The organism is Burkholderia sp. F1 (assembly GCF_050813845.1).
Taxonomy (GTDB): Bacteria; Pseudomonadota; Gammaproteobacteria; order Burkholderiales; family Burkholderiaceae; genus Burkholderia; species Burkholderia ubonensis.
This window is the reverse complement of record NZ_CP172422.1, coordinates 1,098,936-1,118,768: the sequence shown is the minus strand read 5'-3', so window position 1 is coordinate 1,118,768 and position 19,833 is coordinate 1,098,936. Positions and strand designations below refer to the sequence as shown.

Genomic DNA, 19,833 nt, shown 5'->3' with positions numbered 1-19,833 from the left:
ACATGTCTTCATCGACCCCCACCCGTCCGTCGCGTCGCAAGGCCCTGCAGTGCATGGCCTTCGGCGGTCTCGGCACGCTGTTCACACTGTCGGGCGGCATCCTGACGCCGTTCGACCTCGCGCTCGCGCAGGACAGCGGCGCCAGCCCGGCCAATGCTGGGCGGCCGCTGTTCCTGCAGATCAGCGACACGCACATCGGGTTCAACAAGGAAGCCAATCCCGACGTCGCCAGCACGCTCAGGCAGACGATCGCGCTCGTCAACGGGATGCCCGCGAAACCCGCGCTCGCCATTCACACGGGCGACATCACCCACCTGTCCAAGGCGTCCGAATTCGATCTCGCGTCCCAGCTCCTGTCCGGCCTGTCCATCCCCGAACTTCATACGGTTCCGGGCGAGCACGACGTCACCGACGGCTCCGGCGCGGAATATTTCAGCCGGTTCGGCAAGGCGTCGGACAATCGCGGCTATTACAGCTTCGATCATGACGGCGTGCATTTCGTCGGGCTCGTCAACGTGATGCATTTCAAGCCCAACGGGCTCGGCAGCTTCGGCGAGGATCAGCTCGCGTGGCTGGAAAAGGATCTCAAGGGCAAATCGTCGAGCACGCCGATCGTGGTGTTCTCGCACATGCCGATGTGGACGATCTACGAACCGTGGGGCTGGGGAACCGGCGACGCGCCGCAAGTCATCGGCTTGCTGCGGCGCTTCGGTTCGGTCACCGTGCTGAACGGACATATCCATCAGATCGTCTCCAAGGTTGAAGGCAACATCACGTTCCATACCGCGCGCTCCACCGCATTCCCGCAGCCGACCGCCGGCAACGGCCCCGGCCCGGTGCCGCTCACCGTGCCGCACGATCAGCTCGCGAAGATGCTGGGCGTGACGACCGTCGAGTTCGCCGGCCATCCCACGGTGTCGGCGCTGCACGACGCCACGCTCGCCTAGGCGGCAAGGAGACCATCATGAAGAATCGTGCATTGCCCGGCGCCCTCGTCGCACTCGCGCTCTGCGTGGCCGCGTCCGTGTCGCCCGGCGCGGCGTTCGCGCAGAGCGCGGGCGGTCCGCTCGTGACCATCAAGAACTTCATGTTTTCGCCGATGTCGACCACGATCAAGGCCGGCACGACGCTCACATGGAAGAACCTCGATGCGGAACCGCACACCATCGTCAACGACGCCGGCATCTTTCATTCGAAAGCGCTCGACCAGGACGAGACGTACTCCTACACATTCGACAAGCCAGGGGTCTACAACGTCTTCTGCGGGATTCACCCGTTCATGAAGGAAACGATCACGGTGCAGTAAGCCGCTTCGCCGCGATCGATGCCGGACGACGCATGCCGCAATCGGGCATGCGTCGCGGCGCACGTCTCTTGCGCCTACGAACCGGCCGCCGCGCGCAACCGTTCGACAAACCCGCCGAGCTCGGCGGCGCCCGCATCGGTGACGGCCCAGTAGTTCATTCGCCCGGCCGACCAGCGCGCGACGTGATAACCCTGCTGCTCGTCGATGCGCGGCTGCCCGGCGGCGCCATTCCCCGGCCACACGTACACGTTGATCGGATGGCGCTTGTACCGATACACGAGCACCGCAACGGTCCGTCCGCCCACGTAATCGAGCCGCCCGCCGACGAGCGGATAGCCGTCCTGCGCCAGATCCCGCACCGGCGGCGCAAAATCGATCTTCCCGTCGAACCACGGCTTGACCGTATGCCGGTCGGTCGATACGACGTCGGTCAGATGATCCAGCTGAAGCGAGCGCACATGACTGTCGACGAGTTCCGTCCGGAGCTGCTGTTCGGCCGTCGGAACCGACAGCCAGAGCACGCCGCTCCACGTCAGCGCCAGCGCGCTGACGGCCAGCGCGCCGGCCGGCGCCCAGAGCGGCATGCCGGTCGTCCTCCGCGGCCTCAGCCAATCTGACAGGCGCTGGCGGAAGGATCGACGGGAACGCGGATCCGCCGCGATCCGCACGCGCAGTGCATCAGGCGCGACGAACCGAAGGTCGGCCGACCTCAGCAGCACACTCACCCGCTGCTGGATCTCGAGCGCGCTCCGGCATGCGTTGCAGCGGGCCAGGTGGCGCTCGAGCGCCGCGCTCTCGGTGAGACTCAACTCGTTGTCGACGTACGCCGCGAGCACGTCGCATGCTTGCTGATGATCCATCACGCCTCCTGGCCCATGTTCACGAGAATCGCGGCGAGCTGCCGGCGCCCGCGCCCGAGGCGGGACATCACCGTGCCGATCGGCACGCCGACGATGCTCGCGATTTCCTTGTACGAGAACCCTTCGATCTCCCTCAACACGACGACCTCGCGGTGCTCGACGCTCAGGCTCTCCAGCGCCTTGACGACCTGCCTGCGGTCCTGAGCGCGCATCAGCAGGGTCTCGGGACTGAGGCAGCCTTCGTCGCTCAATTCCGGCGCGGCGTCGTCATCGTCGAGCGACAGCGATTCGGCCGTACGGCGCCGGTTCTGCCGATACCACGTGAAGAACACATTGCGGACAATGCTCAGCAACCACGCGCGCGCATCGTCGCCGTCGAACCTGTCGATGAACCTGAATGCGCGGACATACGCTTCCTGAACGATGTCCTGCGCATCCTGGTCGTTGCGGGCAAGCCATCGGGCGACGTTGTACGCGGCATGCATGTGAGGCGACATCAGCGCATCGAAGCGCCTGACAGAAGTCTGCTCGTCCATTCCGCACCCGGATCGTCACTTGATCGAAACCACACCGCACAAGTGATAACTCCCGATACGCGGTTTCTATTCCCGTCGTCCGCATGCCGCGCGGATGCGGACGATTTTTTTCAAGGATGCCGTACGAGCGGAATAAACGCGCCCGCCGCGAAGTTGGAACGATTGCAGCACGCACCGTTTTCACTTTCGAAGGAGCTGGACATGAACAAGCCTCTGCTGGTCGGCGTTTCCATCGCGATGCTTTGCTCCGCCGGTTTTGCCACGCAGGCTTCGGCGCAAGGCAGGACGCGCGCGGAAGTCCGCCAGGAGCTGATCGACGCGGAACATCACGGCCTGCGTTTCGTGACCGATACGTCGTACCCCGATGTGAGCCCGCTGTACCAAACGCAGGTGGACCCAATGCAGGCCGCACCCGAGCGCAGCGGAACCGGCAGTCAGGCCGCGGGTTCGGCCGATGCGGGCAAACGCGCGCTCGCGCCCGCGACGCCGGGCGACGCGGCATGCGTCGGGCCCGTCAGCTTCTGCACGCTGTATTTCGGCAGCTGAGACGCGCGCGTCGTCCGTCGCCTGCTCGCCATTGCATTCACGGTTTCCGGAGCATCATCATGAAACACCCGATCGGCTTGCTGATCGTCGCCGCGCTGTTTGCCGGCGATGCGGCATCGGCCCAGACACCCGCGCCGCTCACGCACGCGCAGGTGCTGGAGGAACTCTACGAACTGGAGGCCGCCGGCTACGATCCGTCCGCCGGCGACCAGGGCACGTACCCCGCGGACATTCAGGCGGCGGAAGCGAAAGTCGCCGCGCAGCGGGCAGCGAGATCGGCGGCGGCCGACGCAGGTGCGTCGTCAGCCGGCCTGCCCGTGCAAACCGGCCGGTAGCGGCACGCGACGCCGGCGACGGAGATTCACAGGTCCGGCCCGGTCATTCCGCCGGGTCGATGCCTGCTCACTGAGGTGTCTCCCCGAGCAGCCGCACTACGGCAGCGCTCGAAGAGATCGGTATAAAAGACGCGCGCTTCTCCCGAGGAGAAGAAGCGCGCGGTAAAGCCGCCTGACGAATCCGAGGCGCCAACCAGGCAGTAAACGCCGTCAGGCGGGACACGAGACATGGAACCCGTGCCGAGTGAGAACCGTTGCAACTTCCTGAAAAACTGTGATCACAGATAGCAATGTCGCGGCCGCTTCGATACGGCTGGTGCACGCGCTCCCGACAATCCTCAATGATCCGGGAGCAGCCGCCCGACAGACGCATGTCCGTCGGCCGCTTCATTTCCGGTCATCGCCTGCGCTCGCAACGTGAGCGCAGGCGATGACCGCCCTGCCTCTCTACATCCTTCCTGCTTCCTGCATCAGCTTGTCCATCATGACGCCGACGTCACGCATGCTGGCGATTCGGCTGCCGCAGCTCGGCCTCGCCCTGCGCGTGGTCCGGGCCCGCGAGCCGCACGGCGACGGTCGCGGCCGTGGTGCTCGCATAGACGTTCAGCGCCGTGCGCCCCATGTCGAAGAACGCATCGACGCCGAGGATCAGCAGCACCGCGTCCGCCGGCAGGCCGATCGACGTGAGGATCACGGTGATCGCGACGATCGCGCCGGACGGCACGTTGGCCGCGCCGTCGATCGTGACGATCGTCAGGATCACGATCATCAGCACGACCGGCCACGTCCAGACGATGTGATACGCGTCCCCGAGGTAAGCGACCGCGAGCGCCGTATAGAGCACCGCGCCGTCGCGGTTGAAGATGTACGCGAGCGGCAGGATCGTCGACGCGACGCCGCGCGGCACGCCCATCTCGGTCAGCTTCTTCAGGTGGAGCGGGAACGTGATCTCCGACGAACGTGTCGTGAAGCCCAGGATCAGCGGCTCGCGCACCTTCCTGAGCACGGCGAGCGGCGAATGGCCCGTGGCCTTGATGACCGCCGTCAGGATGATCGCGAGGATCGCCATGCCGAGGTACGCGACGCCCAGCAGCTTGACGAGCGGATGGAGCGCGGCGATTCCCTTGGTCGAGAACAGCAGCGCGAGCGCCGCGAAGATCGCGAGCGGCGACCACGCGATCACCCACTCGACCAGCTTGAACAGGCCGGCCAGCAACGCCTCGAACACCGCGATCGCCGGTTCCGCGCGATCCGCGACCGCGGCCAGCGCGGAGCCGAGCAGCACCCCGAACACCAGCACCGGCAGCGAGTTGCCCGCGGCAAGCGCGGCGACGATGTTGGCGGGAATCAGGTCGACCACGAATTGCATCCAGTCGATCGACGACGCGAGATGCGCCGGCATCGTGCCCGTCTGGGTCAGGCTCGCGCCGAGCCCGGGCCGGAACGCCCAGTTGAGCAGCAGCCCGAGCGCCGCCGCCAGCACGGTCATCACGACGAAGAACACGACGCTGAGCGTCGCGACGGTGCCGAGCCGGCCGCGCTGCTGCCTCGCGCGAAACACGCCGACCGTCACCGACAGGAAGATCAGCGGCATGACGACCATCTTGATCGCATGCCCGAAAATCGCGGTGACGAATCCCAGCTTCGAACCCACGTCCGGCAGGAATACGCCGCATGCGCCCCCGAGCACCAGGCCGGCGAACATCTTGATCGGAAGCAAGGATTTATTGGTCTCGTTATTCATTGTTGTGCCCGGATTAGTTTGATTCGCGCAGGCGTTCCGTCGATGATGTGATTCCACATATGCCGCCGCGCGAGTTCGCAGTCTTTATCGACGATCGCCTGATAAATCCTGAGATGCTCGATCGTGCCGCGACGCACCGTTTCGGCATCGCCGCGCGGCAATTCATTGAGGGCGAGGGTCTGCCCGCGCAATAATTCGTATGCCGTCGAGATTCGCGGGTTCTTCGCCGCCGCGAACAGCTCCTGATGGAATACCCATCCCACGCGCTGCTCGAGCATGATGTCGCCGCCATCCGCCTCGAGAATCCGGCTCATTCGCTCGGCCGACTCGCTGAGCCCGTCGGTCGCCCCGCGCTGGGCCGCCAGATAGGCCGCGGTGCTCTCGAGCGCCAGCCGCATTTCGTAGATTTCCCGGAGGTCGTCGTTGGTGGGCGACGTGACGTACGTCCCGCTCTTTCCCACGACCGTGACGAGCCCTTCCGCCTCAAGCAGATGAAGCGCGCTGCGAACCGGCATCTGACCGAAACCGAGTTCGTCCGCAAGGCCGCGATGAGAGATCTTTTGTCCAGGCGTGAGCCGGCCGTCAAAGATTCGCGTGCGAATCTCCTCGTAGGCGCTCTCGGCATTGGTCAATATTTTCCCCGCCATCTGCGATCACAGTTTCACTGGTTGTTTTAAATGAAATCGGCCGGGTGTGAGATTATCCTTCCGCTCGAATTCCGGCAACTGTAATTTATGCGAGTGCGGTAAATTTCGTAGCTTGAATTTCGTAGTGTGGTTAAAACCAGTGCCGAAAAAGGAAAAACCCATGCCCCCAAAAGGAGTGTTGTTCACTATTGCAGAGATTCTGGCGGAACAGACCTACCCGCTTCGGGCTGCGGTTTTGCTGGTCGGAGACGAGCAAGCATGCGCGTTACCGGGAGATCACGATCCGACGACCGTGCATTTCGCCGTCCGCGATGACGCGAGCATCGTTGCGGTCGCATCGATCTGCGAGGAGCGCCTGAAGGACGACCCGGCGCCGCGCGCGTGGCGCCTTCGCGGGATGGCGGTCACCCCGCCGATGCGCGGGCTCGGCTTCGGCCAGCTCCTCGTGCGCCTGAGCATCCGCCGGGCCCGGCAGGCCGGCGCGGAGCTGGTATGGTGCACGGCGCGCGAATCCGCGCGCGACTTCTACCGGGCGCTGGGCTTCGTCACGGATTCGCCGTCGTTCTCGATGCCGACTCGCCCGGACCTGAAGTTCTATCTGATGAAGTATCCGTTGGCGCGTTGACACCGAGACGACGTGGCGCGTGCGTCGATCCGCGTCGATCCGCGTCGCCACGCCGGCGCCGGCAGGTTCCGCCGAAAGGGTCGCAATCGTCAAAATTGGACCGTACCAAATATCGACACGCTTGCGAAATCCGTCTTCTCGCATGTCCATGAAGCAGTCGACGGACTGTTTCATGAATACGTATCGGGGCCTGATTTGATGGGGCTCTCGGCATCGTTTCGCGCCATTGCCGAACGCGCCGCCGTCGTCATGCCTGTTTTCAATCCCGACCATACCAATTATCATTTGACGGATCGCTTCAGGAAGAGCACAGCGCCATGCGTCTCGAGCACCTCGTCACAGAACAGCCCAACGGGCAAAGCGCGAATCTCGATGCGCTCGGCATCGGCGAAGCGCTCGCGCTGATGAACCGGGAGGACGCGCGCGTCGCGTCGTGCGTCGCGCATGCGCTGCCCGCGATTGCGTCCGGCGTGGCCGCGATCGCCGACGCGCTGCGGACGGGCGGCAGGCTGATCTACATCGGGGCCGGCAACAGCGGGCGCATCGGCTATCTCGATGCGCTCGAGTGCCAGCCCACGTTCGGCACGCGGCCCGGCGACATCGTCGGCATCGTCGCGGGCGGCTGCGCGGGCATCACCGAATCCGCCGAGGATTCGGACGCACTCGGGCGCCGCGATCTCGAAGCGATCGGCCTCACGCGGAACGACGTGGTCGTGGGGCTGACCGCGAGCGGCCGCACGCCCTACGTGATCGGCGCGCTCCGCCATGCGCGGGACACCGGATGCCGCACCGTCTGCGTCGCGTGCAACGTCGGCAGCGAGGCGGGCAAACTGTCCGACGTCGCGATCGAGGTGGACTGCGGCCCGGAAGTGCTGACGGGCTCGACGCGCCTGAAGGCCGGCACCGCGCAGAAGATGATCTGCAACATGCTGTCGACGATCTCGATGGTCGCGCTCGGCAAGACCTACGGCAACCTGATGGTCGACGTCCAGGCGCACAACCACAAGCTCCGGCAACGCGCGATCCGCATCGTGTCGCAGGCGGCCCGCGTGCCGCCGGACGCGGCGGAGCATGCGCTCGAACAGGCGGGCAACCGTCCGCGCATCGCGATCCTGATGCTCGTCGCCGGCATCGACCGCGCCAGCGCCGAGCGGCTCGCCGGCGCGGCCGGCGGCTCGATCCGCAACGCGCTCGCGTCGCTCCCGCATGACGCGCGCCGCCCACCCGGCCCCCGACGCTGACATGAAACCTTCGAATCGGAATCCGCGCAGCCGACCGCGCGCGCGAGCGACCGACCGCGCCGACCTGTTCGATGCCGGGCAGGTGGCGGCGCTCCGCGCGCCCGGCAACGGCAGCGGAACCGGATCGTCGATATCGACGCGGCTGGCCCGCCTGCTGCGCGCCGCCATCGTCGACGGCAAGCTGAAGGCCGGCGAGGGTCTGCCGCCGGAACGCGACCTCGCCGAGCGCCTCCAGGTGTCGCGGGACACGGTCCGGCGCGCGATCGACAAGCTGACGCGACAGGGCCTGATCGAATCCCGGCGCGGCGCCGGCACGTTCGTCGCCGCGCGGGTCGAGCAGCCGCTATCGCTGGTCACCCGTTTCTCGGACGACATGCAGCGGCGCGGCCTCCCGGTTCGCAGTGGCTGCGCCGAGAGCTCGACCGGCCGTCGCCCGACGAACTGCTCGCGCTCGGGCTCGCGCCGCGCGCGCGCGTGATCCGACTGGAACGCGTCAGGACGGCCGACGCGGTGCCGATGGCCATCGAGCGCGCGACGCTGCCCGCCAATCTGCTGAGCAACGCCGTCGACTTCGGCGACTCGCTGTACCGCGCGCTGCAGGATGCCAATGTCCATCCGGTGCGCGCGGTCCAGCGGCTGCGCGCCGAACTCGCGTCGGCCCGCGACGCCGAGCTGCTCGGCATCAGCGCGGGCGACCCCGTGCTGTCCATCGAGCGCCGCTCGTTCTCGAGCGACGGATGCCCGCGCGTACTGACGCGCTCGCTGTACCGCGGAGACCGCTACGACTACGTCGCAGTGCTCGACCAGGGTTGAGCGCGAGCGGCGCAGCCATCGCGACGCACGCGATGCGCGAGCGAACCCTGATGGGACATGCCCTAGCACGCGGCCCATTCCGCCGACACCATAGTAGGATTTGAGCCTAACCCGCACCAAGCGCCGCACCAGCCTCACGGTCCGGCCCGGACGGAGAACACGGAGACCGCAATGCATTCCGACAGGCCCTTGTCGCACGACGCCGGCACGCGGTTACGCAACGGTCCGCACGGCATCGACGCTGCACGGCCGACACCACCCCGGCGCAAACGCACGAAAAATGACGCGATGGCGACACCGCTGGCGCGCGGCCTCGCGATCCTGTGCGCGTTCGGTCCGGACCAGGGCTGGATCGGAAACCGGGAAATCGCGCTGGAGACCGGCATTCCCGCGCCGACCGTGTCGCGGCTGCTGCAGTCGCTGGTCGCGCTCGGCTACGTGCATCACGACGACGCGAGCCGAAAGTACGCGCTCGCGCCCGCCGCGCTGTCGCTCGGCTACGCAGCCATCGCCGATCCCGGCATCCAGCAGGTCGCCCGCGACGAAATGCGCAAGCTCGCCGACGCGACCGATACGTGCGTGCTGCTCGGCACGCGGGACCGGCTCGACGTGCTCGTCCTGGATACGCAGGCCGGCAGCCGCGCGGCGCCCGACTTGCGGCGGCTGTCGGGGATGCGCATGCCGCTCGCGCATTCGCTGATGGGATGGACGCTGCTGGCGTCCCTTCCGGAATCGGAGCGCGGTGATCTGCAGCGCGAGATCGAACGGAACGCAAGCGGCGAATGGCCGTCGATTCGGCATCGCATGACCGAACAGATCGCGCAGGTGCACGAACTCGGTTTCGGCACGCTGCACGGCGAGTGGGGGCCGGAGCTCGCATGCGTCGCCGCGCCGCTCCCGATCCCCGGCCGGCCGCCACTGGTGCTCGGCTGCGTCGGCCGCGCCGTCGACATCGCGCAGGCCCGCATCGAGCAGGAACTCGGGCCCCGGCTCGTCGCGATCGCGCAGGCGCTGCAGGCGCGCCTTGCGACAGGCGATTGAACGCCAGCCAGGAATCGCCATGTCCCAATCCAGTCCGGTCACGCTGACCCTCGATCGCGGGCTTCAGGTGCTGCGCGCGTTTCGTGCCGACCGCGCGCCGCTGACGAACGGCGAGCTGGCGTCACGGACCGGCTTGCCGGCATCGGCCGTATCGGGCCTGACGTCGACGCTGATCGACCTCGGCTTCATCCACCGCGTCGCGGGCGGCTCGCGTTTCGAGCTGTGCCCGGGCGTGGTCGGCATCGGGCAGGCATACCTCGCGACCAATCCGGTCACGCCGCTCGCCCATCCGTTCATGCAGCAACTGGCCGACCGGCTCGACGTCTCGGTCGCGCTCGCCGTGCCCGATCACCTGGACATGCTGTACGTCGCGCACCGGTCCGGCGCGCGGATCGCCGCGCCGCGGATGGGCGTCGGCTCGCTGGCGCCGATGGGCGCGACGGCGATCGGGCGCGCGTGGCTGTGGGGACTGCCCGACCCGTTGCGACGCCGCCAGTTCGCGCAATTGACCGAGGCGGCCGGCCCGCAGGCCGACGCGCTCGCGGCCGGCATCGACGCGGCCTTCGCGGATCTGCGCGCGACCGGCGTCTGCATGTCGCTCGGCGACCATCAGCGTGATGCGTGGAGCATTGCGTTGCCGGTCCGCGTCGGGGTGTCGAAGACGCTGATGGCGCTGAGCTGCGGCGCGATCGAACCGGAACCGGATGTCGCCGCGATCCGGCGCCGCATCGAGCCGGCGCTCAAGCAGGCCGCGATCGAGCTGACCACGCTGCTGCGCGACGTTCGCCCCGGGCCGTAATCGCGACGCGAGCCGCGCCCCACGGCGGCCATCGCTCTCCCCTGCGGAAAACTATCACCCCCATTGAGACTAGTGTCTTCACTCATATCGCCAAATTCCGATATAAGATTCGGCCATCGACGATGCTCATTTGCCTGAACAAACCTCACCCATGCCGACCGACCTCGACATCGACGCGATCCTCAAGGCGCTCGCCAACCCCGTCCGCCGGGAAATCCTCGACTGGCTGAAAACGCCGGCCGCGCATTTTCCGAACCAGACGCTGCCGTACGACCACGGCGTCTGCGCGGGGCAGATCGACGCGCGCTGCGGCCTGTCGCAATCCACGGTCTCCGCGCACCTGGCGACGCTGCAGCGCGCGGGGCTCGTGACGTCGACCCGGATCGGCCAGTGGGCGTTCTTCAAGCGCAACGATGCGGTCATCGACGCTTTTCTCGACGCCATGCGCCGCGAACTCTAAGCGCGCGCCGGCCCCCGCCCCGCCTTCCGTGAAAAGGAAATCGCCATGCCCACCCTGTTCGACCCCGTCACCCTCGGCGACCTGACCCTGCCGAACCGCATCGTGATGGCGCCGCTCACCCGCGCCCGCGCGGGCGACGTGCGCGTCCCCAACGACCTGATGGCCCGCTACTACGCCGAACGCGCGTCGGCCGGCCTGATCATCAGCGAAGCGACGTCCGTCACGCCGCAAGGCGTCGGCTATGCCGACACGCCGGGCATCTGGTCCGACGAGCAGGTCGAGGGCTGGAAGCGCGTGACGCGCGCCGTGCACGACGCGGGCGGCCGCATCGTCCTGCAGCTCTGGCACGTCGGCCGGATCTCCGATCCGGTCTTCCTCGACGGCGCGCTGCCGGTCGCGCCGAGCGCGATCGCCGCGGGCGGCCACGTGAGCCTCGTGCGGCCGCAGCGTCCGTTCGTGACGCCGCGCGCGCTCGAGCTCGACGAGATCCCGGGCATCGTCGCCGCGTACCGCAAGGGCGCGGAAAACGCGAAGGCGGCCGGCTTCGACGGCGTCGAGATCCACGGCGCGAACGGCTACCTGCTCGACCAGTTCCTGCAGGACAGCACCAACCGCCGCACCGATGCATACGGCGGCCCGATCGAGAACCGTGCGCGCCTGCTGCTCGAAGTGGTCGACGCGGCGATCGACGTGTGGGGCGCCGGACGCGTCGGCGTGCACCTCGCGCCGCGCGGCGACGCGCACACGATGGGCGACTCCGACCCGGCCGCGACGTTCGGCCATGTCGCGCGCGAGCTCGGCCGCCGCAGGATCGCGTTCATCTTCACGCGGGAGTCGTACACGGGCGACCACCTGAGTCCGCAACTGAAGAAAGCGTTCGGCGGCCCGCTGATCGCGAACGAGAAATTCACGCTCGACACGGCGCAACAGGTGCTCGAACGCGGCGACGCCGATGCGATCGCATGGGGCCAGCTGTTCATCGCGAACCCCGACCTGCCGCGCCGGTTCGAACTCGACGCGCCGCTCAACAAGCCGGTGCCGGAAACGTACTACGCGGAAGGCGAAACGGGCTACACCGACTATCCGGCGCTCAGCGACGCGGCCTGACGGCCGCCCGCCGCGTGTTCATCGCGCAGGTCGCGGCGCATGAACACGCGCTGCGTCTCGTCGAGGCCAAGCGCGACGTGGTGCGCGCGAATCCGGCGCAGCGTCTCGTCGAGCGCGGCATCGTCGATGTCCGCGAAGCCGAGGCGCCGGTAATACGGCGCATTCCACGGCGGCGCGCGGAACGTCGACAGCACGATCTGCGCGACGCCGTCCGCGACCGCGCGCGCCGTCACCTGTTCGATCAGCCGCACGCCGATTCGCTGCCCCGCGTGCGACGGCGCGACGTCCAGTTCCTCGAGATACAGCCGGTGCGCATCCAGCAGCCGGTAGAACGCGAAGCCGACGCACGCGCCGTGCGCGTCGATCGCGACGTACGCACGCCCCGCGTCGATGCGCACGAGCACGTCGGCCGTGGCGGTAGGTTCGGCGTCGGCGATGTGCGCCATGCCGATGTCGCGAAAGCGCTGCGCGGCGGCGACTTCCACCGCGGCCATCGCGGCGGCATCGTCGCGCGTCGCGACGCGGATCCTGACGGGAACGGTCATGAGTTCGGGGCGGACAGGTTCGAAGGGACCTCACTATAATCGAAACTTCATATGTTTCGAACGCCCGGCGCGCGAGGATGTTCGCGAGACACGCGTGCATCGGTTCGTCGGTCACGCTGCCCCTCCCGCCGCATTGCCCCCCGTTTTCAATGTTCTGCCGGCAGTTCCTATACTTTCTGTAACCGCAGCGCCCGGAGACGCGACCGACGACGTGGTCGGCATTCGGATCGCGCTCCGATAAAGACGCAAGCGACGATGCACAACGGCCCGTGCAGCCGTTTCGCTGCCGCGCGACAGAATCCGGAGGGACAGATGGAACATTCTGCGTCCGACGCCGACCGGCTCGGCATGCCCGGCCCACACAAGCCGGCCCTCCCGGCGCTCGCGCTTGCCGCGCTCGGCGTCGTCTACGGCGACATCGGCACGAGCCCGCTCTACACGCTGTCGACCGTGTTCGATCCGGTCAACGGACTGGCGCTCAACGCCTTCAATCTCGTCGGGATCGTGTCGTTGATCTTCTGGTCGCTGATGGTGGTCGTCTCGCTCAAGTACGTGGCGCTGATCCTGCGCGCGAACAACCATGGCGAAGGCGGCATCATGGCGCTGCTCGCACTCGCCGCGTCGTCGGTCGCGACGCGTCCGCGGCTGCGCCGCGCGCTGCTCGTCGTCGGCGTGATGGGCGCCTCGCTCTTTTTCGGCGACAGCGTGATCACGCCGGCCATCTCGGTGCTGAGCGCCGTCGAAGGCCTCGAAGTCGTGGCGCCGGTGCTGAAGACCTACGTGATTCCGGTCACGCTGGCGGCGCTCATCGCGCTCTTCATCATGCAGAAGCATGGCACGAGCGGGATCGGCGCCGTGTTCGGGCCGGTGATGGTGGCATGGTTCGTCGTGATCGGCATCGCGGGCCTCGTCAATATCACCGACGCGCCGGCCATCCTGGCCGCGCTCGATCCGCTGCGCGGCCTCGGCTTCTGCCTGCATCACCGCTGGCTCGCGTTCGTCGCGCTCGGCGCCGTCGTGCTGTCGCTGACGGGAGCCGAAGCGCTGTATGCGGACATGGGCCATTTCGGCAAGCGGCCGATTCGCGTCACGTGGTTCGGCGTCGTGTTCCCCGCACTCGCGCTCAATTACCTCGGCCAGGGTGCGCTCCTGCTCGCCCATCCCGGCGCGCTGAAGAACCCGTTCTATCTGCTCTTTCCGCAATGGGCACTCCTCCCGATGATCGTGCTTGCAACCATCTCGACGGTCATCGCATCGCAGGCCGTGATCTCCGGCACCTATTCGATGACGAAGCAGGCGATGCAGCTCGGCTTCCTGCCGCGGATGAACATCGTCTACACGTCGGGGCAGGAAATGGGCCAGATCTACGTGCCCGGCATCAACTGGACACTGCTCGCCGCGGTGGTCGCGGCGGTGCTCGGCTTCGGCTCGTCCACCGCGCTCGGCTCCGCCTACGGCATCGCGGTCACCGGCACGATGCTGATCACGACGTTCCTGACGTTCTTCGTCGTCCGCTACGCATGGCATTACAACTGGCTGCTCTGCGTGCTCGCGACCGCGTTCTTCTTCGCGATCGACGCGATGTTCTTCTCCGCGAACCTGCTGAAGATCGTCGAGGGCGGCTGGTTCCCGCTCGCGATCGGCACGGTGGTGTTCACGATCATGGCGACCTGGGGCCGCGGCTGGGAAATGCTGCTGGCCGAAGCGCGCGTGCGCGCCGGCACGACGCCGCTCAAGCCCTACCTGAGCGCGCTGCTCGCGCGCTCGCCGGCTCGCGTGGGCGGCACCGCGATTTTCCTGACGCCGACCCCGGAGGCGGTACCGCATGCGCTGGTCAACAACCTGATCCATAACCGGGTGCTGCATGAACGCGTGGTGTTCGTGACGGTGATCACCGCGGAGGTGCCATGGGTGCCCGACAGCGAGCGCGTGCGGATGCAGTTGCTCTGCCCCGGCTGCCATCAGGTGACGATCACGTACGGATTCAAGGACGAAGTCGATCTGCCGAAGGCGCTCAGCGAGAGCAAGGCAGCAGGGCTGACATTCGTGCCGGCGGAGACCTCGTGGTTCCTGAGCCGCGCGTCGGTCGTGCCGACACCCGGCCATGGGATGGCGCTATGGCGCGAACGCCTGTTCGCGGTGATGCTGCACAACGTCGGCAATATCGCCGCATTCTTCAAGCTGCCGGCCAACCGCGTGATCGAAGTCGGCGCGCGGGTCGAGATCTAGCACGCGTGCGCACCGGGCGCGGCTACCCGTTCCGGGCGGCCAGCGCGCGCACGAGCGCCCAGTCGTCGTCGTCGCAGAAATCGAGCAGCACGATCCCGCACGGCCCGTGATGCGTGCGCAGCCGTTCCCCGAGCCGCGCGTGGATGCCTTTCACGACGCCGCTGCCGTGCGCGACGACCGACGGATTCGCGCCCATCCCCGTACCGCTGCAAAAATTGATCGCCCAGCGCCCGCTGTCGGCGGACGGCATGTGCGCGAGCAGCGCGTCGATCGCCTGCCATTTGTGTTCGATCGACGCCACGACCGGCACCCGGTATTCGTCCTGGATCACGAACGCAGCGTCGGGATGATCGATCGTGAACGTCCGGTTGTCGGGCCACGCGGTCAGGTCGATGCCGAGCGGACGGCTGCTGCGGAAGCGCCGCAGCAGCACGACCGAACCGCGTACGTCGCCCAGCGCGGGAATGGCGCCGCCCGAATGCCAGCGCAACGCCGGATGCCGCGCGCGATGCGCATCGAACGTCGCGTCGAAGCCGCGCCGGCACGCGTGCGCCGGCCATTCGTCCTTCACCGACATCACGATGCATTCGCCCGGATGCGCGGCAAGAAAATCCCCGCAGGTCGCGAGCACGTCGTCGAACGTCATGCCGAGCGCGATGCCGCCGTGATGGATCTCGAACGCGTCGTGAACATGCCGGCAGCGGATGTCGAACATCCGCACGCCGTGCATCAGCTGCGCGTCGAGCGGTGCGCATTGCGTGCGGGCGAGCGCATCGTCGACGGTATACGCACAGGTGTCATGACTGCCCGGTACGGTCAGGGTATGCAGCGATCGCCCGTCGTCGAGCGTCGACATCCAGTCGGCGAGCGGCAGGCGTGGGTCGTGGTGCGAATGGATCATTGAATCGATGGCAGACAGACAGAAAAAACAGTGGATCACCGCGTCCGACGTCGCGGCGCGGGCCGGCGTATCGCGCTCGGCGGTGTCGCGCGCGTTCTCGCCGACCGCGAGCATCGCGCCGGAAACGCGCGAGCGCGTGATGAGCGCGGCGCGCGCGCTCGGCTACCAGGTCAACCTGATCGCGCGCGACATGATCACGCAGCGCAGCAGCATGATCGGCGTCGTCACCGCGGGCTTCGAGAATCCGTTTCGCGCGCGGCTGCTGTCGGACCTGATGGCCGCGCTCGGGCATCGCGGGCTCACGCCGCTCGTCACGAACGCGGAGGATCCGCGCCAGATCCGCCAGTCGCTCGAGCGGCTGCTCAGCTACCGGATCGCCGGGCTCGTGATGACGTCCGCGTCGCCGCCGCTGTCGGTCGCGCGCCAGTACCTCGCGCACCGGGTTCCCGTCGTGATGATCAACCGCGCGGCGAGCCTGCCCGGCGCGGACGTCGTCGTCAGCGACAACGCGGACGGCGCCGGCCGCGCCGCGCGTCTCTTCGCGCAGGCGGGCGCGCGCCGGCTCGCGTTCGTCGGGCCGCGCGACACGAGCTACAGCGCGCAGTCGCGCGCCGACGCCTTCGCCGATGCGCTGCGACGCGGCAAACCCGGCGAACCCGGCGGCCCCGCGCTCGTGCGCATTCACGGCACGTCGTCCGACACCTATGCGTGCGGCGTCGAAGCCGCGCAACGCCTGCTGGCCGGCGACGATCGTCCGGACGGCGTGTTCTGCTCGTCCGACCTGCTCGCGCTCGGCGTGATCGACACCGCGCGGCAGCGCTTCGGCCTGCGCGTGCCGGACGACCTGCGCGTAATCGGCTTCGACGACATTCCCGCCGCCGCGTTCGACGGCTATGCGCTGACGACGCTCCGGCAGGACACGCAGGGGCTCGCGAACGCCGCGATCGACATGCTCGCCGAGCGGATGCAGGCGCCCGCCGGCGCGTCGCGCACGCGCGTCGTGCCGGTCGCGGCCGTGATCCGTCACAGCTGCGGTTGAGATCCGGCGCAGCGACACAACGCGCCCGAACCGTCCGTCCCCGTCACTTCAACCCGCCCGCGAAGCCACGCAGCAGATAGCGCTGCACATACCCCGCGACCGCGAGCGTCGGCAGCGACGCGATCAGCCCCGCGCTCATCAGGTCGCCCCAGTCGATGCCGTTCTCGGTCACGTAGCCCGCGATCGCGAGCGGCAGCGTGAAGCGGCTCGGCGTCGACACGAACAGCAGCGCGAGCAGGAATTCGTTCCAGGCGGCGATGAACACGAAGATCGCGGTCGCGATCAGCCCCGGCGCGCACAGCGGCAGCACGATCTGCACGAGCCGCCGCGCGAGCCCCGCGCCGTCGATGCAGGCGGCCTCCTCGTATTCGATGGGGACGTCGCGCACGAACGCGAGCAGCATCCAGATCGCCATCGGCAGCGCATGGATCTGGTACGCGAGCATCAGCCCGAGCGACGAATCGAGCAGATGCAGCCGCTTCGCGAGCGCGAACAGCGGCACCGCGATCGTGATCGGCGGCATCAGCTTGAGCGCCAGCACGAGCACGAGGAACAGCAGGTCGAGCCGCGCGGGAAAGCGCAGGCGCACGAGCGCATAGGCGGCCGGAAACGCGAGCGCCAGCGCGAGCAGCGTCGTGCCGAAGCCGACCAGCAGCGAGTTCAGCAGCGGGCCGCCGAGGCCGTTCGCCCACACCGACGCGAAATGCTCGAGCGTCGGCGCGGCCGGCCAGATCCGCAGCGGGTGGTCGAGCCGTTCGAGCGCCGGCATGAACGCCGCGCCCGCCATCCACAGGCACGGCAGCAGCAGCACCGCGAGCGCGAGCGCGCGCAGCGCCCACGGCACCGACCGTGCGAATGCGGCGCGACCGGGCGCGGGCCGGCGCTGCGTGCGTCCGGCGTGCGCCGTCACGCGCGCCGCTTGCGAACCGTTTGCCATACGTACCCCGAGACCAGCAGCGCGGACGCCGCGAGCATCAGCACCGACGCGGCGCTCGCCGGCCCGACGTTGAAGAAGCGGAAGCCCGTGTCGTAGATGTAGGTCGACAGCGTCTGCGTCGCGTTGCCGGGGCCGCCGCCCGTCAGCGCATAGACCTTGTCGAACAGCTTGAACGTGTCGATCGAGCGCAGCAGCAGCGCGAGCCCGATCTGCGGCGCGGCGAGCGGCAGCGTGATGTCGCGCAGGCATTGCCACTCGCTCGCGCCGTCGGTCCGCGCGGCTTCGTACAGCTCCTGCGGAATCGACTGCAGCCCGGCGAGCACGATCAGGAACGCCATCGGCGTCCACTGCCACACGTCGACGAGCATCAGCGACCACAGCGCCAGATGCGGATCCGACAGCCAGCGCACGCCTTCCACGCCGAGCGCCGCGAGCAGCGCGTTCAGGAAGCCGTCGAAGTTCAGCCAGTTGCGCCAGATCGCCGAGCAGACGAGCGTCGACAGCATCATCGGCAGGATCGCGAGCGGCAGCGCGATGCGTCGGCCCGGAAACGCGCGCACGAACAGCAGCGCAAGGCCGAAGCCGAGCGCGACCTCGGCGAGCGACGCCGCGATCGTGAAGCGCAGCGTGTTGCCGAAGCCGGCCGTGAACGCGTCGTCGCCGAGCACCGCGCGATAGTTCGCGAGGCCCGCGAACGCGCGGCGGCCCGCCGTGTAGTCGACATGGCAGAACGAATCGATCAGCACCTGCACGACCGGATACAGCGCGAGGCCGGCCAGCACCAGCAGCGCGGGCCCGAGCAGCGCGACGAACGGCAGCGTGCGGCCGAAACCCTTCATGCGCGGCGAGCCTCCGGTGCGTCGGCAGCGGCCGTCACTTGCCCGCCGCCGCGATTGCCTGCGCGATCTTCTGCTGCGCCTGGCGCAGCGCCGCGTCGGGCGCGGCCTGCCCCGTCAGCGCGAGCTGCAGCTGGTCGCCGAGGATGCTCTCGATCTGCTGCCAGTCCTTCACGCGCGGCCGCGCGCGGCCCGCTTCGAGCGCCTTCAGCTGATCCGGATACCAGCGGTACTGGCGCACCAGCGCCGGGTCCGCGAACACGCTGCGGCGGGTCGGCGGAATGCCGAGCGCGGCGAGGCGCGCCTGCGTGTCGCGCGAGCTCAGGTACGTGAGAAAATCCTGCGCGAGCTTCGCGTGCGGCGCGTCCTTCGGAATCGCCATCTGCCAGATGCCGAGCATCGGCGCGGGGCCGGCGGTCTGCCCCGGCGGCGCCTGCAGCGCGATCTGGCCGGCCACGCGCGACTGCTTCGGATCGTCGAGCGCCGGAATCCATGCCGGCCACACCTCGATCGCCTGCGCGGCGGCGCCGCGCTGCAGCGCATCGCGCACTTCCGCCGCGCCGTATACGTCAACGTCCTTCGGCGCGGACGCCTTCAGCGCCAGGAAGGTCTTGAGCGCCGCCTGCGCCTCGCGCGAATCGATCGTCACGTTGCCCGCGCGGTCGAGCACGTCGCCGCCGTACGCCCACAGGATCGGCAGGAAGCCCGTCACGACCGGATTGCCCTTGGTGCCGCGGAACACGACGCCGGACACGCTCTTGTCCGCGCCGCCGACGGTCTGCGCGATCTTCAGCACGTCGTCCCAGTTGCGCGGCGGCTGCAGCTTGTACTTCGCGAGCAGATCCTTCCGGTACGCGAACATTTCGACGTTGCCGACCACCGGCAGCGCAAACAGCGCGCCCGCCGCGTTGCGGCCTAGCGCGACCGTCGACGGCACCAGGTCCGCATCGGCGAGCGTCGCCGGCAGCGGCTTCAGCCAGCCGTTGCCGATGAATTCCGGCGACCACGTGTCGTCCATCATCACGAGGTCGTACGCGCCGGTGCCCTCGCGCATCGACAGCTTGAGCTTCTGGTAGAGGTTCGCGTTCGGCAGCTTCAGCAGCTCGATGTCGGCGCCGGGATGCAGCTTCGTGAAGCCGGCGACGGCGTCGGCCAGCCCCTTGCCGTAGATGTCGTCGCGGCCGGCGATGACGAGGTCCGCGGCGACGGCATGCGACGCGAAGACGGAAAGCGCAACGGCGGCGGACAGCGCGCGCAGGCGGCTCAGCAGGGTCATGGGGTCTCTC

The 19,833-nt window shown here is 68.1% G+C and carries 24 protein-coding genes; 15 read left to right on the top strand and 9 right to left on the bottom strand.

The features are described from left to right. The first annotated feature begins 2 nt into the window (after nucleotides 1-2). Together ACFIMZ_RS24160 and ACFIMZ_RS24155 are read left to right on the top strand one after the other, a co-directional pair. Nucleotides 3-947, top strand: a complete 945-nt coding sequence (locus ACFIMZ_RS24160) for a metallophosphoesterase family protein (RefSeq protein ID WP_431824819.1) — start codon at nucleotides 3-5, stop codon at nucleotides 945-947. A 17-nt stretch (nucleotides 948-964) separates the two neighbouring features. Then, complete coding sequence (locus tag ACFIMZ_RS24155; protein WP_431824818.1) at nucleotides 965-1,306, top strand: cupredoxin domain-containing protein; 342 nt, start codon at nucleotides 965-967, stop codon at nucleotides 1,304-1,306. 74 nt (nucleotides 1,307-1,380) lie between these two features. Here ACFIMZ_RS24155 and ACFIMZ_RS24150 read toward each other — a convergent pair whose 3' ends face one another. Together ACFIMZ_RS24150 and ACFIMZ_RS24145 are read right to left on the bottom strand one after the other, a co-directional pair. Further along, on the bottom strand, nucleotides 1,381-2,166 hold the full coding sequence (locus ACFIMZ_RS24150; protein ID WP_431824817.1) for an anti-sigma factor family protein: 786 nt from the start codon (nucleotides 2,164-2,166) through the stop codon (nucleotides 1,381-1,383). Further along, a complete protein-coding gene (locus ACFIMZ_RS24145) occupies nucleotides 2,166-2,702 on the bottom strand; it encodes a sigma-70 family RNA polymerase sigma factor (protein WP_059612620.1) in 537 nt (178 codons plus the stop codon). Before ACFIMZ_RS24145 ends, ACFIMZ_RS24150 begins: the two co-directional genes overlap by 1 nt. 201 nt (nucleotides 2,703-2,903) lie before the next feature. On the opposite strand from ACFIMZ_RS24145, the gene ACFIMZ_RS24140 reads away from it, so the two are divergent. Further along, nucleotides 2,904-3,248, top strand: coding sequence for a DUF4148 domain-containing protein (locus ACFIMZ_RS24140; RefSeq protein ID WP_431824816.1), 345 nt, complete (start codon nucleotides 2,904-2,906; stop codon nucleotides 3,246-3,248). A gap of 59 nt (nucleotides 3,249-3,307) precedes the next feature. Further along, nucleotides 3,308-3,583, top strand: a complete 276-nt coding sequence (locus tag ACFIMZ_RS24135; RefSeq protein WP_431824815.1) for a DUF4148 domain-containing protein — start codon at nucleotides 3,308-3,310, stop codon at nucleotides 3,581-3,583. 496 nt (nucleotides 3,584-4,079) lie between these two features. Here the strand turns inward: ACFIMZ_RS24135 and ACFIMZ_RS24130 are convergent, their stop codons facing one another. Then, nucleotides 4,080-5,327, bottom strand: coding sequence for a dicarboxylate/amino acid:cation symporter (locus tag ACFIMZ_RS24130; RefSeq protein WP_431824814.1), 1,248 nt, complete (start codon nucleotides 5,325-5,327; stop codon nucleotides 4,080-4,082). Next, nucleotides 5,324-5,974, bottom strand: a complete 651-nt coding sequence (locus ACFIMZ_RS24125) for a GntR family transcriptional regulator (protein WP_431824813.1) — start codon at nucleotides 5,972-5,974, stop codon at nucleotides 5,324-5,326. The genes ACFIMZ_RS24130 and ACFIMZ_RS24125 overlap by 4 nt, the downstream gene beginning before the upstream one ends. 139 nt (nucleotides 5,975-6,113) lie before the next feature. On the opposite strand from ACFIMZ_RS24125, the gene ACFIMZ_RS24120 reads away from it, so the two are divergent. From ACFIMZ_RS24120 to ACFIMZ_RS24080, 9 genes are all read left to right on the top strand, one after another. Then, entirely contained in the window at nucleotides 6,114-6,599 is a 486-nt protein-coding gene (locus ACFIMZ_RS24120) for a GNAT family N-acetyltransferase (protein ID WP_431824812.1), read from the top strand. 12 nt (nucleotides 6,600-6,611) lie between these two features. Beyond that, nucleotides 6,612-7,004 carry a hypothetical protein gene (locus tag ACFIMZ_RS24115; RefSeq protein WP_431824811.1) on the top strand — a complete coding sequence of 131 codons (393 nt, stop codon included), beginning with the start codon at nucleotides 6,612-6,614 and terminating at the stop codon, nucleotides 7,002-7,004. Then, nucleotides 6,917-7,840, top strand: a complete 924-nt coding sequence (murQ, locus tag ACFIMZ_RS24110) for an N-acetylmuramic acid 6-phosphate etherase (protein WP_431824810.1) — start codon at nucleotides 6,917-6,919, stop codon at nucleotides 7,838-7,840. The genes ACFIMZ_RS24115 and murQ overlap by 88 nt, the downstream gene beginning before the upstream one ends. Next, a complete protein-coding gene (locus tag ACFIMZ_RS24105; RefSeq protein ID WP_431824809.1) occupies nucleotides 7,806-8,318 on the top strand; it encodes a GntR family transcriptional regulator in 513 nt (170 codons plus the stop codon). The genes murQ and ACFIMZ_RS24105 overlap by 35 nt, the downstream gene beginning before the upstream one ends. Continuing rightward, nucleotides 8,246-8,653 (top strand): UTRA domain-containing protein, encoded by a 408-nt coding sequence (locus ACFIMZ_RS24100; RefSeq protein ID WP_431825347.1) that lies wholly within the window; start codon nucleotides 8,246-8,248, stop codon nucleotides 8,651-8,653. The genes ACFIMZ_RS24105 and ACFIMZ_RS24100 overlap by 73 nt, the downstream gene beginning before the upstream one ends. Nucleotides 8,654-8,941: 288 nt before the next feature. Next, nucleotides 8,942-9,694, top strand: a complete 753-nt coding sequence (locus tag ACFIMZ_RS24095) for an IclR family transcriptional regulator (RefSeq protein ID WP_431824808.1) — start codon at nucleotides 8,942-8,944, stop codon at nucleotides 9,692-9,694. Nucleotides 9,695-9,713: 19 nt separating this feature from the next. Further along, a complete protein-coding gene (locus ACFIMZ_RS24090) occupies nucleotides 9,714-10,493 on the top strand; it encodes an IclR family transcriptional regulator (protein WP_431824807.1) in 780 nt (259 codons plus the stop codon). A gap of 151 nt (nucleotides 10,494-10,644) precedes the next feature. After that, complete coding sequence (locus ACFIMZ_RS24085) at nucleotides 10,645-10,953, top strand: ArsR/SmtB family transcription factor (protein WP_431824806.1); 309 nt, start codon at nucleotides 10,645-10,647, stop codon at nucleotides 10,951-10,953. A 45-nt stretch (nucleotides 10,954-10,998) separates the two neighbouring features. Beyond that, on the top strand, nucleotides 10,999-12,060 hold the full coding sequence (locus ACFIMZ_RS24080) for an alkene reductase (RefSeq protein WP_431824805.1): 1,062 nt from the start codon (nucleotides 10,999-11,001) through the stop codon (nucleotides 12,058-12,060). On the opposite strand, the gene ACFIMZ_RS24075 is transcribed toward ACFIMZ_RS24080, so the two are convergent. After that, nucleotides 12,033-12,605 (bottom strand): GNAT family N-acetyltransferase, encoded by a 573-nt coding sequence (locus ACFIMZ_RS24075; protein ID WP_431824804.1) that lies wholly within the window; start codon nucleotides 12,603-12,605, stop codon nucleotides 12,033-12,035. The two genes, ACFIMZ_RS24080 and ACFIMZ_RS24075, sit on opposite strands and share 28 nt — an antisense overlap. A 312-nt stretch (nucleotides 12,606-12,917) precedes the next feature. Here ACFIMZ_RS24075 and ACFIMZ_RS24070 point away from each other — a divergent pair, with 312 nt between their 5' ends. Further along, nucleotides 12,918-14,834: a potassium transporter Kup gene (locus ACFIMZ_RS24070; RefSeq protein ID WP_431824803.1), complete on the top strand. Its 1,917-nt coding sequence runs from the start codon at nucleotides 12,918-12,920 to the stop codon at nucleotides 14,832-14,834. Between the two features lie 22 nt (nucleotides 14,835-14,856). Here the strand turns inward: ACFIMZ_RS24070 and ACFIMZ_RS24065 are convergent, their stop codons facing one another. Continuing rightward, on the bottom strand, nucleotides 14,857-15,735 hold the full coding sequence (locus ACFIMZ_RS24065) for a phosphatidylinositol-specific phospholipase C (protein ID WP_431824802.1): 879 nt from the start codon (nucleotides 15,733-15,735) through the stop codon (nucleotides 14,857-14,859). Between the two features lie 7 nt (nucleotides 15,736-15,742). Between ACFIMZ_RS24065 and ACFIMZ_RS24060 the strand changes: the two genes are divergently transcribed. Continuing rightward, complete coding sequence (locus ACFIMZ_RS24060) at nucleotides 15,743-16,774, top strand: LacI family DNA-binding transcriptional regulator (protein WP_431824801.1); 1,032 nt, start codon at nucleotides 15,743-15,745, stop codon at nucleotides 16,772-16,774. Nucleotides 16,775-16,817: 43 nt separating this feature from the next. Here the strand turns inward: ACFIMZ_RS24060 and ACFIMZ_RS24055 are convergent, their stop codons facing one another. From ACFIMZ_RS24055 to ACFIMZ_RS24045, 3 genes are read right to left on the bottom strand one after another with little or no spacing between them, the layout of a single operon-like run. Next, nucleotides 16,818-17,711: a carbohydrate ABC transporter permease gene (locus tag ACFIMZ_RS24055; protein WP_431824800.1), complete on the bottom strand. Its 894-nt coding sequence runs from the start codon at nucleotides 17,709-17,711 to the stop codon at nucleotides 16,818-16,820. Then, entirely contained in the window at nucleotides 17,681-18,550 is an 870-nt protein-coding gene (locus ACFIMZ_RS24050) for a carbohydrate ABC transporter permease (protein ID WP_431824799.1), read from the bottom strand. The genes ACFIMZ_RS24055 and ACFIMZ_RS24050 overlap by 31 nt, the downstream gene beginning before the upstream one ends. Before the next feature lie 34 nt (nucleotides 18,551-18,584). Further along, nucleotides 18,585-19,823, bottom strand: coding sequence for an ABC transporter substrate-binding protein (locus ACFIMZ_RS24045; RefSeq protein ID WP_431824798.1), 1,239 nt, complete (start codon nucleotides 19,821-19,823; stop codon nucleotides 18,585-18,587). Nucleotides 19,824-19,833 lie beyond the last annotated feature (10 nt).

Bases quoted from the DNA above. Each gene is read 5' to 3' on its own strand.
- ACFIMZ_RS24060 (WP_431824801.1), top strand. From the start codon at position 15,743: ATGGCAGACAGACAGAAAAAACAGTGGATCACCGCGTCCGACGTCGCG.
- ACFIMZ_RS24065 (WP_431824802.1), bottom strand. From the start codon at position 15,735: ATGATCCATTCGCACCACGACCCACGCCTGCCGCTCGCCGACTGGATG.
- ACFIMZ_RS24055 (WP_431824800.1), bottom strand. From the start codon at position 17,711: ATGGCAAACGGTTCGCAAGCGGCGCGCGTGACGGCGCACGCCGGACGC.
- ACFIMZ_RS24085 (WP_431824806.1), top strand. From the start codon at position 10,645: ATGCCGACCGACCTCGACATCGACGCGATCCTCAAGGCGCTCGCCAAC.
- murQ (WP_431824810.1), top strand. From the start codon at position 6,917: ATGCGTCTCGAGCACCTCGTCACAGAACAGCCCAACGGGCAAAGCGCG.
- ACFIMZ_RS24150 (WP_431824817.1), bottom strand. From the start codon at position 2,166: ATGGATCATCAGCAAGCATGCGACGTGCTCGCGGCGTACGTCGACAAC.
- ACFIMZ_RS24080 (WP_431824805.1), top strand. From the start codon at position 10,999: ATGCCCACCCTGTTCGACCCCGTCACCCTCGGCGACCTGACCCTGCCG.
- ACFIMZ_RS24160 (WP_431824819.1), top strand. From the start codon at position 3: ATGTCTTCATCGACCCCCACCCGTCCGTCGCGTCGCAAGGCCCTGCAG.
- ACFIMZ_RS24125 (WP_431824813.1), bottom strand. From the start codon at position 5,974: ATGGCGGGGAAAATATTGACCAATGCCGAGAGCGCCTACGAGGAGATT.
- ACFIMZ_RS24145 (WP_059612620.1), bottom strand. From the start codon at position 2,702: ATGGACGAGCAGACTTCTGTCAGGCGCTTCGATGCGCTGATGTCGCCT.
- ACFIMZ_RS24105 (WP_431824809.1), top strand. From the start codon at position 7,806: ATGACGCGCGCCGCCCACCCGGCCCCCGACGCTGACATGAAACCTTCG.
- ACFIMZ_RS24135 (WP_431824815.1), top strand. From the start codon at position 3,308: ATGAAACACCCGATCGGCTTGCTGATCGTCGCCGCGCTGTTTGCCGGC.
- ACFIMZ_RS24130 (WP_431824814.1), bottom strand. From the start codon at position 5,327: ATGAATAACGAGACCAATAAATCCTTGCTTCCGATCAAGATGTTCGCC.
- ACFIMZ_RS24090 (WP_431824807.1), top strand. From the start codon at position 9,714: ATGTCCCAATCCAGTCCGGTCACGCTGACCCTCGATCGCGGGCTTCAG.
- ACFIMZ_RS24140 (WP_431824816.1), top strand. From the start codon at position 2,904: ATGAACAAGCCTCTGCTGGTCGGCGTTTCCATCGCGATGCTTTGCTCC.
- ACFIMZ_RS24075 (WP_431824804.1), bottom strand. From the start codon at position 12,605: ATGACCGTTCCCGTCAGGATCCGCGTCGCGACGCGCGACGATGCCGCC.
- ACFIMZ_RS24095 (WP_431824808.1), top strand. From the start codon at position 8,942: ATGGCGACACCGCTGGCGCGCGGCCTCGCGATCCTGTGCGCGTTCGGT.
- ACFIMZ_RS24070 (WP_431824803.1), top strand. From the start codon at position 12,918: ATGGAACATTCTGCGTCCGACGCCGACCGGCTCGGCATGCCCGGCCCA.
- ACFIMZ_RS24045 (WP_431824798.1), bottom strand. From the start codon at position 19,823: ATGACCCTGCTGAGCCGCCTGCGCGCGCTGTCCGCCGCCGTTGCGCTT.
- ACFIMZ_RS24155 (WP_431824818.1), top strand. From the start codon at position 965: ATGAAGAATCGTGCATTGCCCGGCGCCCTCGTCGCACTCGCGCTCTGC.
- ACFIMZ_RS24050 (WP_431824799.1), bottom strand. From the start codon at position 18,550: ATGAAGGGTTTCGGCCGCACGCTGCCGTTCGTCGCGCTGCTCGGGCCC.